The sequence below is a fragment of the Klebsiella sp. C349492 genome, from assembly GCF_042055345.1.
GTDB classification, from domain to species: domain Bacteria; phylum Pseudomonadota; class Gammaproteobacteria; order Enterobacterales; family Enterobacteriaceae; genus Klebsiella; species Klebsiella scottii.
In genome coordinates, this window is record NZ_JANQCE010000006.1 from 54,030 (window position 1) to 66,462 (window position 12,433).

The window sequence follows — 12,433 nt, forward strand, 5'->3', positions numbered from 1 at the left end:
GCCCGCTAGCCCGACATATTACGCTTCCGGGTCATCAGAACAGGCGGAAGCGGTATTCAACGATCGCTTCTGAAGCCAGCGTGTGGGTTCGGGTGTAGCGGCCGTCGGTCAGCACCGGCGTTTTTCCGCTGCTTTTGTATGACCAGCCCGGACCAAACATCACCCATACCGTCAGGTTCTTAAACAGCGGGTCGGAAGGAACCCAGCGGCTGAAGGCGTTAATTTCACCGCTGCGCACGTGATTGCCCCGGTAGTTAAACCGGGCAATGTTGCCGGCCAGGCCGATCGCCAGCTGCGGAGTAAGCTGGTAGTCTGAGATATTCGCCAGCACCAGCTCTCCGTCGCGCATGTAGTCGTCGCCCGCGTAGGCCATTGAGATAAACGTGCCGCGGGAGTTTTTGCTCATATGCCGCGGGTAAAAACCCACCTCGTTCGCTTTTTTAGCGTCGGTATAGCCGATGCCCCATTTGCTGCTCCAGCGCTCCGCTTTCCACGTGGCGTCAAGGGCAAAATGGCGGGCGTTATTATCGAAGTCACGCCTGTTCGCGGGCATCGCGCGATATTCATCAAGAGCATGGGTCGCGTATATCTGCGTACCGATATTCAGAGGCGCTATCGGCCTGAGATTGGCAAACAGCAGGTGGCGGCGCAGATAGTTATCGCTTTCGCCATAGCCATACTGCAGATCCAGATAGCGGCTTTTCCACAGCAGCTCGCCGCTGGCCAGGTGGTTAATCTCGCGCCCGGCGTTGGTCTGGAAATGCTTCTTGTCAGGCGAGTTGCGGTCCATCGAGTTTTCCACGTACGCGCCGCGCAGCGTCAGGCCGTCATAGCTCAGAGAGCCGCTCCAGCCGGAGTAGGTGGTCGGCGACAGCCGCGTCGAGGTCGAGATGACGCCATAGTTTTTCAGCACCTGCCAGCCCCAGCGGGCGTTAAGCCGCATATCTGCGATGCTATACTTCAGCTTCAGGTTGCGCTGGCCAAATTTGGAGAAGCCTTCGGCATTACCTTTATTATTACCGGTACCGTTATTGTAAAGCACGCCGCGCGAGTTAAAGTAATCGCTGGCTCCCAGCTTGACGGCGCTATAATAGACAACATCGGCCCCAAGCGTATCGTAAAAATAACCCGACTGATAATCGACGGCGACTCCCTGCCCCCACGCATTATGTACGTGCTTAGGATTTGAGTTCTCTTCCTTAAGATATTTCCAGTAGTTTTTTAACGATAACGTCATTTGTGAATCACGAAAAAACGGTTCGTTAATAAGGTCGTTTATTGCCTTGAAATGCTGCGTCTCTTCATTATTATCGACGCCCCAGGCGGTAGCTGAAGCGCTAAGCGCGATAAGCGCTGCGGTAACGCGAGTCAGATTCATATGATATCCCAGAGTAGGGCCGCACCCCGTCCTTACCGATTCAGGGTAATAATAAGTGGGCGGCCAAAAAAGCGTGCCGTAAGCGTTATTTTATTTTTCGTCGAGCGCCTTTTTTCCGGCCTCAACGTATTTTAACGAACCGATGTCAGCTACCCGATAGCGGCCGTTCTGATAGGTAATTTTGACTACCGCCGCGTTGGCTAAAGGCTTATTTTTTGCCGGATCGTCAGTCAGGTCGGAGATCATTATCTGCATCGCCGTTCCGGATGAAATCGCCAGAATATTTTTATCACCGCTGGCTTTCGCCTTCGCAAGAATGGTCGCCAGCGCCGCCTGGACGCGACTCTTCACCTGGTCGTAGTTCTCCGCCATCCCCTTTGGATCGGCGCTGGCGAGAGCGTTCTGGCTATCGCGCACCGACAGCGTACCGGCCTTCATCTCCCGGTACAGCGCCGCAGCGTCGGCCAGCCCCAGCTGACGGGCTCCCGCCGCGGCCATATCCCGATTCAGGCCGCCCTCGAACCCGCCGAAGAACGCTTCGCGAAGCCCCACCAGCTCGGTCGGTCGATAGTTGGCGATCCCCGCCTGCGTCAAAATAACCGCCATCGTTTCGCGCTGCCGCCCGGCATCGCTGGTGTAGAAACTGTCGAATTGAATCCCCCTGAGCCCTTCGCCTAAATAACGCGCCACCCGCAATCCGTCCTCGGTTAGCGGGGAGTCGGCCCATCCCTGAACGCGGTCAAAGGTATTAAGCAGAGTTTTCCCATGACGGGCAAAATAGATATTTACCGTATCATCCTCAGCGACCGGTGTTTTATTTTCCGCAGCCGAGGTGACGCTACTGGCAACCACTATTAAAGCTAACAGCCATCTTTTCATGTTATATCCCTTCGTTATCCATACCTGTAATGAAAACAAAAAAACCTACGCTCAATAGCGAAAGTGATGATCACCGCTTCCGCTATCTGACGTAGGTTTTGCCTGTATACACAGTAACAATCCAATTATGGCGACAATATCATCAATGCGGAGTAACGCCACTCTCTTTTATGGGGCAAATTAATAAATGTGATCGCACGCATATCCAGCAGGCTTAACGCAATATATTTAATCCAATATTCATACATCGACTAATAAGCCCCATACAGAAACATAACCTGCGCAGAAAACCCCCTGCGGCGAACATCGTTAATAACAGATTTATTTATTGAAGCCGCTCACAAAAAATAGTCTTTCCCTGGACGATGGCCGCAGCCTGGCGTATTTTCGTGGCTATCCGGGATTGTTACTGAACGCAGGCAAAACCTAAGATACTTGTCGCAGCAGCGCTGCGGGCAGGAGTCTTAGGTTTTTTTTTTGCGCCCGATTCAGGCCCTTCCATCAAATGCAAGGATACAAAGTGAAAACAATAATCCTCACCGCCGCTCTGCTCTCCACCGTCGCCTTCGCCGCCGAAGCGGCCCGGCCCGCGCTGAAAATACTGATCGTCAACGACGACGGCTGCGAATCGCCGGGCAGCACCTCGCTGCAGGACAAACTGGCAGCCAAAGGCTACGACGTCTGGATGGTCGCCCCCGCCACCAACCAAAGCGGCATAGGTTCCGCCATCACCTTTAAAACCGGCAAGATCTTCGACGTACAAAAGGTCGCCGACAGGCGCTACTGCTTCCCCGGCACCCCGGCGGACGCCGTTGACTTTGGGCTTCGCGGCCTGCTGAAGGACGCTCCGCCGGACCTGGTTATCTCCGGAGTTAACGACGGCCCCAACACCGGCATGGCGCAGGTGAATTCCGGTACCGTCAGCGCCGCCGCCCGCGCCGTGCGCTACGGCATCCCGGCGATCGCCGCCAGCATCGGCTACATCTTTAGCGCAGAGGAGATGAAAAACGGCTGGCCGGCCACGCATAAATACTGGCCGGAGTCGGTCGATTACGTCGTCGGCGTGGTCGATACCCTCAGCGCCAAACGTACCCCGGACGCTCCCGTCTTACCCAAAGGGTCCGGGCTGAGTATTAACTATCCGCCGCTGGCAAAAGCCGATATCAAAGGCGTGCGCTACATCGATAACGAAGCGTTCCCGACGCCGCAGATCGGCTATGAGCTAACGGCCGACGGCAAGGCGAAACAGACCCTAAACCCGGCGGCGCTCGCTCCAACCCTGGACGACACCGACTCCGGCTGGCTCAACAAGGGCTATATCACCTATACCCTTTTTGACGGCTCGTGGAACGCCCCGCAGTTTACCGCCCGCTACCAGGCGCTGTTAGGCCAGTGACGACCGTCATCACCGCCCGCCTAGGGCGGAAAAAAGCTCAATAGGTTAAAAAACAGCGGAAAAGGAGCACGAAGTGAAGAGGAAGTTATAAATACGGCACTTACCATATTGTTTTTCAATATATAACGTGGTGCTAATGTCTGTACTCAGAAGCTTTCTCTTCTTCCTCGGCGCGGCCTTCGCCTCCGCCGTCGCGGTGCTCTGCCTGTGGATGGACGTGCGGGTCTTTGATAACAATATTGCGGAAATATCGCTCACCGAAATAGTGCAGGAACTGGTGCTGATGACGATCGTGCTGATTCACTTCTGGCTGGCGAAGAGATATACGCTTCTGCGCTACTGTAATATTCTCGTCGGCGGCTTTTTCCTCGCGATGCTGATTCGTGAACTGGATGCGGCCTTCGATCTTATTTCCCACGGTAGCTGGGTCTGGTTTGCCCTGTTCTCCACGCTCTGTACGCTTATTTATCCGCTAATCCATTTCCGTCAGACCCTCGCGCAGCTGGCGCAATATACCCGCTCGCCCTGGTACGGGATGATGCTCAGCGGCCTGCTGGCGGTGCTGGTCTTCTCGCGTCTGTTCGGCATGCACGGCCTGTGGTTCGCCATCCTTGCCGAGGATTACGCCCGGGCCGTGAAAAACGCCGTCGAAGAGGGCAGCGAGTCGTTTGGCTATATGCTGTGCCTGACGGCATCAATCGGCTACTACTGCTATTTTCGCTATCTCGCCCGCACTTCGGCAACGGCCAGCGCCTGATCGCGCGCGTCCCCGGGGCAACGCCGCAATGCCCCGGCGGCCCTTAATAGTTCCACTTCGGCCTGGCGACGGTATTCTTCTTCAGTAAATTACGAAACTCTTTCAGATAGGGCTCGTTGCTGCGCCCGCGTTTGCAAATCGCCGAGAACGGCGACTGGAAGCCGAACTCGTTGGGCAGCAGCACCCGCAGCCGGTTCTCCTTGATCCACGGCCAGGCGTAGTGTTCCGGGAGATAGCCGATATATTTCCCCGACAGGATCAGCAGCAGCTGCGCATCGACCGTCTCCACGGTGGCGCTGCCTTTACTGAAACCGCGCCGCCGCAGATCGCTGGTATTCCAGTAGCTGCGGGTCACCAGCGGGCACTGGCTGATGTGCTCTTTATCGAGCTGGCGGCTGAAGAACATCGGGTGCAGGTCGCTGCAGTAGAGCCAGTGCTGCTCGCGATAGAGCGGCTCACTGATGATGTTATGCACCTGGGAGTTGTAGCTGCCGATAGCCAGATCGATATGGTTGTTGAGCACGCCGTTCAGCTGCTCCGCCGGAGTGCGGATAATCAGTTTGATATGCACGTGGGGAAACTTATCGCTGAAGCTGCGCAGCACCACCGGCAGCGACAGCGCGGTTTCGGTTTCAATCGAGTCGAGCGTCGAGATGCAAATCGTGCCGCTGTGCTCGCCCTTCAGCAGCGCCGACTGGCGTTCCAGCTCGTTCAGCTCGCTTAGCACCCGAATCGCCTGCTGTAAAAACTGCTGCCCTTTCTCGGTCAGCGCAAAGCCGCCGCGCCCGCGCTGGCACAGGCTAAACCCCAGCTGGCCTTCCAGCTGAGACATCGCGTTGCTGATCGCCGACACGGAAATCCCCAGCTCCTGCTGGGCTCTGCCGTAGCTTTCCAGGCGGGCCACCGCCTCAAAAATCTGCAGTTGGCGAATGTTAAGGCTGCCGTCGTTGAGCATGATTAGTTCACCATTAAATGAACTAAGTATTTACAGCAGACGATTTAAAGTCCAGCACATCTTTCGCACTATCACCTTATCGAGCATTTGTGTGTCAGATTCAGGAGCTGAAATGGATAACATCTTTCATCAACCGCAGGGTGGCAACGAGATGCCGCGTTTCGGCGGCCGCGCAACGATGATGCGACTGCCTTTTATCGAAGATTTACAGGGGCTTGATGCGGCTTTCGTTGGCATCCCGCTGGATATCGGCACGTCGCAGCGGTCCGGCACCCGCTACGGACCGCGCTATATCCGCGCCGAATCGGTGATGATTCGTCCCTACAACATGGCAACCGGCGCGGCGCCTTTTGAATCGCTATCGGTGGCCGATATCGGTGACGTACCGATAAATACCTACAGCCTGCTCAAATCGGTGCAGATCATCGAGGATTACTACACCGGTTTAAATAGTTTTCCGCTCATCCCGCTGACCCTCGGGGGAGACCACACCATCACCCTGCCGATTCTCCGCGCCCTGACCAAAAAACATGGCCCGGTCGGGCTGATTCATGTGGATGCCCACACCGACACCAACGATGACATGTTCGGCGAGAAAATCGCCCACGGCACCACCTTCCGCCGCGCAGTCGAAGAGGGGCTGCTGGATCTTAAACGCGTGGTGCAGATTGGCCAGCGCGCCCAGGGTTACGCCGCCGGCGACTTCCAGTGGGGCGTCGACCAGGGCTTTCGTCTGGTGCAGGCGGAGCAGTGCTGGCACCGGTCGCTGGCGCCGCTAATGGCGGAGGTTCGCCAGCAGATGGGCGCAGGCCCGGTCTATCTCAGCTTCGATATCGACAGCCTCGACCCCATCTGGGCGCCCGGCACCGGCACCCCGGAAGTCGGCGGCCTGACCTCCATTCAGGCGCTGGAGATCGTCCGCGGCTGCCGCGGCCTGAACCTGATTGGCTGCGACCTGGTTGAGGTCTCCCCGCCTTACGATATCAGCGGCAACACCTCCCAGCTGGCGGCCAACCTGCTGTATGAAATGCTCTGCGTCCTGCCGGGCGTGAAATATCCATAGGGGATTCAGAATGCAGCCAACCATGCAGCTCAAGGTTTTTCGCACCCTCTGGGGCGTGACGACCCCGTGGCAACAAACCCTCAGCGAGCTAAAAAGCGTCGGCTGCTGCGGCATCGAGGCGCGGGTCCCGCTGAGCGCCGATGAGCGGCAGACGCTGGCCCGGCGCCTGCAGGAGTCCGAACTGGAGTATATCGCCATCCTCTTCAGCGGCGGCGGCGTGATCCCGGCGCAGGCCGAAACGCCGCTCCAGCATCTGGAGCGCTTAAAAAGCCGCTTTGCAGAGGCAAAGACGCTGAATCCGCGCTTTGTCAATCTGCTGGCCGGCAACGACCGCTGGCCGCTGGCGCAGCAGGTGGATTTTCTCGGCCGGGCCCACGAGCTGGCCGCCGCCAGCGAACTGATCTGCAGCTTTGAAACCCATCGCGCCACCTCGCTGTATAGCCCGTGGCTGACTCTGGAAATTATCCAGCAGCTGCCGCAGCTGCGCTTTACCGCCGATATCAGCCACTGGCTGGTGGTGAGCGAGCGTCTGCTGGATGACCCCTGCGATGATTTCAGCGCCTTTATCGACCGCGTCCACCACGTCCAGGCCCGCGCCGGCTACGACCAGGGGCCGCAGGTGCCGCACCCGGCGGCGCCGGAATATCAGGCCGCGCTGCAGTTTCAGCAGCGCTTCTGGCAGCAGGTCTGGCAGTCGCAGCGCCGGCGCGGGTATCAGCAAACCACGTTGACGCCTGAGTTTGGCCCTGACGGCTATCTGCACCACCTGCCGTTCACCAACGTCCCGGTGGCCGATCTGTGGTCGCTGAATGCATGGATGGCGAAACATGAACAGCAGCATTTCGCCGAGTTTTTATCGCTAACCGAAAAGGATCTGTCGTAATGAGCGTCGCAAAAAGTTCTTTCACTGAGTTACCGACCATCGATATCAGCGATCTGGCCAGCGACAGTCTGGCAAAGCGCCAGGCCGTCGCCGACACCATCGGCAAAGCGGCGCGGGAAGTCGGCTTTTTCTACATCACCGGCCACGGCATTGCCCCTGAGCTGATCGCCGGGATCCGCACGGCGGCCAAACGGCTCTTCGCCCTGCCGATGGATCAAAAGATGCAGTACTACATCGGCCACTCCCGCAGCCACAAAGGCTACGTCCCGGAAGGGGAAGAGATCTACGGCTCCGGTAAACCGGACCACAAAGAAGCGTTTGATATTGGCTTTCAGGCCGCGGATGACCACCCGTTTGTGCTGGCCGGCACGCCGCTGATTGGCGCCAACGAGTGGCCGCAGCTGCCCGAGTTTCAGTCCCGGGTGCTGGCCTACTATGAAGCCGTATTTGCCCTCGGCCATCGCCTGTTTGACGCCTTCGCCCTCGCCCTTGGCCTGCCGGAAGGGTATTTCAAGGCGATGGTGACCTGCCCGCCGTCGAAGCTGCGCCTGATCCACTATCCCTTTGACGCCAGCGCCGAAGACGTTCCCGGTATTGGTGCACACACCGATTACGAGTGCTTCACCCTGCTGCTCGCCGACCAGCCGGGCCTTGAGGTGCTGAATGAAGATAGCGCCTGGATCGACGCCCCGCCGGCGAAGAGCGCCGCCGGAGAAGAGGCTTTCGTGATCAATATCGGCGATATGCTGGAAGTGCTAAGCGCTGGCACATTTGTTGCTACAGCCCACCGTGTCCGCAAGGTGCCGCAGGAGCGCTACTCCTTCCCGCTGTTCTTCGCCTGCGATTACCACACCCTGATCCGCCCGCTGCCCAACTTTTTAACCGCCGGAGAGGCCAGCGACTATCAGGAACTGAGCATTGGCGAGCATATGTGGAGCCAGGCGTTGCAGACCTATCGCTACCTGCGCGAGAAGGTCAACAAAGGCGAGCTGCAGCTCCCGGAACGCGCCCGAGGCACCAACACCTTTGGTCATCTGAAAAAACAAGCCCAGCAAAAAACCGTAACTAACCCGTGAGGATACATGATGAAAAAAACGCTCCATAAGCTCTCGCGCCGTGTGGCTTTGGGCATCGCCGTCGCCGCCTGCTTTTCACCGCTGACCCAGGCGGCAGAACTGCTGACGGATGGCGTATTTAAAGTCGGGATGGAGGTGACCTATCCGCCGTTTGAATCTTACGACAGCAATAACAACATCGTCGGCCTCGACCCGGAATTCGCCGCGCTGATTGCCGAGCAGCTGAAGGCCAAACCGCAGCTGATCGATACCAAATTCACCAGCCTGATCTTAGGGATTGGCAAGAAATACGACGCGGTGATCTCCGGAATGTACATCACGCCGGAGCGCCTTAAACAGGCCGACGCGGTGCCTTACGCCTTATCCGGCGCGTCAATTATCGCCCTGAAGAGCGGCGAGATTCAGCCGAAAACGGAAGACGAACTATGCGGCGTCAAGGTCGGGCTACAGCAGGGCACCAGCTGGGTCGCCAGCCTGAAAAATCACTCCGACGAGTACTGTCTGAAAAACGGTAAGCCGGCGATTAGCATTCAGGAGTTCCCGACCGCCCCGGAAGTCTCCCAGGCCCTGATATCGAAAAATATTAGCGCGCAGTTAGAGATCGCTCCGGCGGCGCAAATTCTTGTCGATAAGAGCCGCGGGCGGCTGGCGATTAGCTCCACGCGGCTGGTCTATCCCCTGCCGCTGGGGATTTATGTCAGCAAAGGCAATAGTGAACTGGTGGAGGCGATTAAATCGACGTTAGCCACCTTAAAAGCCAACGGCAAATATGACGCCATCATCAAAAAATACAATTTAGAACGCATCGATTAAATACGATCAAGCCAATGCGCAACAGGAGTCGGTATGGAGTTCGATTGGGGATACTTTTTCTCGTTATTTAGCATTGGGGCATTCTGGCAGGCGTGCGTTACCGTCATCGTCGTCAGTTCATTGTCGTGGTTTATTGGCCTGGTATTAGGTTTTCTTTTAGCCTGCGCGAAGCTCTCCGGCCCGCGCTGGCTCAAGGTTCCCGTCGAACTCTATATTTGGTTTTTCCGCAGCGTGCCGCTAATGGTGCTGCTGGTGTTTGTCTATAACCTGCCGCAGCTGTTTCCGGCCACCCAGCCGCTGCTCGGCATTCCGTTTATTGCCGGCCTGGTCTCGATGACCGTCACCGAGGCGGCCTATATGGCGGAAATTCATCGCGGCGGTTTAATTTCAGTGGCGAAAGGACAAAGCGAAGCAGGCCACGCCTTAAGCTTCAGCTTTATCGGCATTCAGCGCCTGATTATTATCCCGCAGGCGTTTCGCATCTCGCTGCCCACGATGATTAATGAATACATCACCATCATTAAACTCAGCTCGATTTTGTCGGTGATCTCTTTACCGGAACTGCTGCTCACCGGCCAGCGGCTGTACGCGCAGAACTTCCTCGTGATGGAGACGCTGCTGGCGGTGGCGGTGTACTACGTAATGGTGGTGACGGTATTTACCTGGCTGTTCCGGGCGCTGGAAAACCGGCTCGATATTCAGCAAAAGCGCCCGCAAACCTTCAACGACGCCGAATGCGAGACCCTGCGCCAGAGCCTGAAAGCGCCGCCGCAGGCGGCGAAAACCGAACCCGCCAGCGGCAACCCGCCGGCTCTCGATCTGCGGGCGATCGAAAAATCCTGGGGCCAGCATCAGGTGCTGAAAGGCATCGATCTGAAGGTCGATAACGGCGAGGTCATCAGCATCATCGGGCCATCCGGGTCGGGCAAAACCACCCTGATCCGCACCATCAACGCCCTGGAAAGCATCGATGGCGGGGAAATCATTCTCTACGGCGAAGATTACCTGAAAGGCGCGGCGATCGTCGATAAGCCGCAGATGCGCGCCGGCGTGCGCCGTATCGGCATGGTTTTCCAGGGCTTCAACCTGTTTCCTCACCGGTCGGTGCTCGACAACGTCATGCTCGCCCCGCTGTATCACAAGCTGGTCGATCGCCGCGTGGCAAAAGAGCAGGCCCTCTATCTGCTGGATCGCGTCGGGCTGCTGGCCCACGCCGAAAAATACCCCTGGCAGCTCTCCGGCGGCCAGCAGCAGCGCGTTGCCATCGCCAGGGCGCTGGCCTTAAAACCGGACATCATGCTGTTTGACGAACCCACCTCGGCGCTGGACCCGGAGCTGGTTGGTGAGGTGCTGAAGGTGATTCAGTCTCTCGCCCGCGAAGGGATGACGATGCTGATCGTGACCCATGAGATGGACTTCGCGTTATCCATTTCCGACCGGGTGGTGATGATGGAAAACGGCGTGGTGGTGAGCGATGTGCCTCCCCGGCGCATTCGCGACGGCGCCAGCGATCCGGCACTGACCCGCATCCGTGAATTTATGGGAGTACAATAAATGGCTACTGAACGTGAACTGCGCCAGGATCTGGCCGCCGCCTACCGCCTGGCGGCGCTGTTTGGCTGGGAAGATACGCTCTATACCCACTTTTCCGTGCGCCTGCCGGGCGACGGCGAACCGCGGTTTCTGATTAACCCGTTCGGCATGATGTTCGATGAAGTGACCGCCAGCAATCTGATTGTCGTCGATATGCAGGGCAAGGTGGTGGAAGGCCACGCCCCGGCTAACTCGGCCGGTTTTACCATCCACAGCGCGGTGCATATGGCGCGGGAGGATGCCCACTGCGTGATCCACACCCATACGCTGCCGGGGATGGCGGTCGCCGCCTGTCAGGATGGCCTGCTGCAGCTTAACCAGATCAGCACCGAGTTTTATCAGCGCGTCGGCTATCACCCGTATGAAGGCGTGGCGTTTGACCTCGACGAACGCGAACGTATTCAGCGCTCGCTCGGGGATAATATCGCCATGATTTTGCAGAGCCACGGGCTGCTGTCGGTCGGGCGCAGCGTCGCCGATGCGTTTTGCATCATGTACTACCTCAACCGCGCCTGCGAAATTCAGATGGCCGCCGCCCAGCTCGCCCAGCTCAGCCCGATTCACCTCATCCCGGCGCACCTGAGCCAGCACGCCTGCGAACAGCTGATGGGCGTGGAGCACGAGCGCCAGCAGGTCTGGCAGGCGTGGCTGCGCCGCCTTAACCGCCTCGACACCTCTTATAAAGACTAACGCCTATGCCGAACCTGACTATCGTTGTCGACTGCAACGACCCAAACTACGCCCGCGAGATTTGCGACGCGCTGCAGCTTTTTCCCCACGTGACGGCGGTCCTGCCCGACCATCCGGCGGCTGGTCGCGCGGAGTATGCCAGCTGCTGGTTTCCCGACCCTCAGCTGCTGGCCCGCTCGCCGGAGCTAAAACTCATCCAGGCCGCTTCGGCCGGGGTCGACCATCTTCCCGAAGAGGTGTTCGCCAGCCAGGTTCCGCTATGCCGGGTGGTGGATGAAGATTTTCGTCACGGGATGTTCGAATATGCGCTGTGGGGCGTGCTGTGGTTTCAGCGCCACTTTGACCGCGCGCTGGCGCATCAGCGCGAGCGGGTGTGGCAGGCCTACCCGCAGCGGGCCGCCGCCGATTTTCGCGTCGGGGTGATGGGGCTCGGTGAAATCGGCGGCTACATCGCCACCCGCCTTGCCGGGCTGGGGTACTGCGTCTCCGGCTGGGCGCGAAGCGAAAAGCGCCTGGCGGGCGTGCGCTGCTACCACGGCGATGCGCAGGCCGCTGATTTCCTGGGCGAACTGGACGCGCTGATCAACGTGCTGCCGCTCACCGAGCAGACCCGCGGCATCCTCGCGCAGCCTCTGCTCGACCAGCTCCCGGCCGGAGCGGTGCTGATCAACTGCGGACGCGGCGAGCATATGGTGAATCACGATGTGCTGCAGGCGCTGGACAGCGGCCGACTGGCGGGCGCGGTGCTGGACGTCTTCCCCGTCGAACCGCTGCCGGACGCCGATCCGCTGTGGTCGCATCCGCGGGTGGTCATCACTCCGCATATCGCCTCCATCGCCCCGGCGCAGGTGATCGCTCGCCAGCTGCTGGAAAATATTCAGCGCCTGCAGCAGGCGCTGCCGCTGAAAAATCTGGTCAATAAACAGATGGGCTATTAACACCTTGCAACC

General features: G+C 58.4%; 12 protein-coding genes. 9 read left to right on the forward strand and 3 right to left on the reverse strand.

The genetic code is table 11. The features are described from left to right. Positions 1 to 34: 34 nt before the first annotated feature. Together NWP14_RS20230 and NWP14_RS20235 are read right to left on the reverse strand one after the other, a co-directional pair. Positions 35 to 1,378 (reverse strand): OprD family outer membrane porin, encoded by a 1,344-nt coding sequence (locus NWP14_RS20230; RefSeq protein WP_095098229.1) that lies wholly within the window; start codon positions 1,376 to 1,378, stop codon positions 35 to 37. Between the two features lie 90 nt (positions 1,379 to 1,468). Then, on the reverse strand, positions 1,469 to 2,257 hold the full coding sequence (locus tag NWP14_RS20235) for a histidine phosphatase family protein (RefSeq protein WP_095098232.1): 789 nt from the start codon (positions 2,255 to 2,257) through the stop codon (positions 1,469 to 1,471). A gap of 520 nt (positions 2,258 to 2,777) precedes the next feature. On the opposite strand from NWP14_RS20235, the gene surE reads away from it, so the two are divergent. After that, positions 2,778 to 3,653: a 5'/3'-nucleotidase SurE gene (gene surE / locus NWP14_RS20240; protein ID WP_331833902.1), complete on the forward strand. Its 876-nt coding sequence runs from the start codon at positions 2,778 to 2,780 to the stop codon at positions 3,651 to 3,653. Between the two features lie 136 nt (positions 3,654 to 3,789). Further along, positions 3,790 to 4,410 carry a transporter gene (locus tag NWP14_RS20245; protein ID WP_375215871.1) on the forward strand — a complete coding sequence of 207 codons (621 nt, stop codon included), beginning with the start codon at positions 3,790 to 3,792 and terminating at the stop codon, positions 4,408 to 4,410. A 43-nt stretch (positions 4,411 to 4,453) separates the two neighbouring features. Here the strand turns inward: NWP14_RS20245 and NWP14_RS20250 are convergent, their stop codons facing one another. Continuing rightward, on the reverse strand, positions 4,454 to 5,365 hold the full coding sequence (locus NWP14_RS20250) for a LysR family transcriptional regulator (protein WP_095098241.1): 912 nt from the start codon (positions 5,363 to 5,365) through the stop codon (positions 4,454 to 4,456). A 112-nt stretch (positions 5,366 to 5,477) separates the two neighbouring features. Between NWP14_RS20250 and speB the strand changes: the two genes are divergently transcribed. The 7 genes from speB to NWP14_RS20285 are packed head-to-tail and all read left to right on the forward strand — an operon-like array spanning position 5,478 to position 12,421. Continuing rightward, complete coding sequence (gene speB / locus NWP14_RS20255) at positions 5,478 to 6,428, forward strand: agmatinase (RefSeq protein WP_331833905.1); 951 nt, start codon at positions 5,478 to 5,480, stop codon at positions 6,426 to 6,428. A 22-nt stretch (positions 6,429 to 6,450) separates the two neighbouring features. Beyond that, on the forward strand, positions 6,451 to 7,311 hold the full coding sequence (locus NWP14_RS20260) for a sugar phosphate isomerase/epimerase (protein ID WP_095098247.1): 861 nt from the start codon (positions 6,451 to 6,453) through the stop codon (positions 7,309 to 7,311). Beyond that, complete coding sequence (locus tag NWP14_RS20265) at positions 7,311 to 8,387, forward strand: isopenicillin N synthase family oxygenase (protein ID WP_095098249.1); 1,077 nt, start codon at positions 7,311 to 7,313, stop codon at positions 8,385 to 8,387. The genes NWP14_RS20260 and NWP14_RS20265 overlap by 1 nt, the downstream gene beginning before the upstream one ends. A gap of 9 nt (positions 8,388 to 8,396) precedes the next feature. Then, on the forward strand, positions 8,397 to 9,200 hold the full coding sequence (locus NWP14_RS20270; protein WP_095098251.1) for an ABC transporter substrate-binding protein: 804 nt from the start codon (positions 8,397 to 8,399) through the stop codon (positions 9,198 to 9,200). A 33-nt stretch (positions 9,201 to 9,233) separates the two neighbouring features. After that, positions 9,234 to 10,754 (forward strand): amino acid ABC transporter permease/ATP-binding protein, encoded by a 1,521-nt coding sequence (locus NWP14_RS20275; protein WP_375215872.1) that lies wholly within the window; start codon positions 9,234 to 9,236, stop codon positions 10,752 to 10,754. Next, entirely contained in the window at positions 10,755 to 11,483 is a 729-nt protein-coding gene (locus tag NWP14_RS20280) for a class II aldolase/adducin family protein (protein WP_325940696.1), read from the forward strand. Between the two features lie 5 nt (positions 11,484 to 11,488). Further along, positions 11,489 to 12,421 (forward strand): 2-hydroxyacid dehydrogenase, encoded by a 933-nt coding sequence (locus NWP14_RS20285; protein ID WP_375215873.1) that lies wholly within the window; start codon positions 11,489 to 11,491, stop codon positions 12,419 to 12,421. Positions 12,422 to 12,433: the final 12 nt, after the last annotated feature.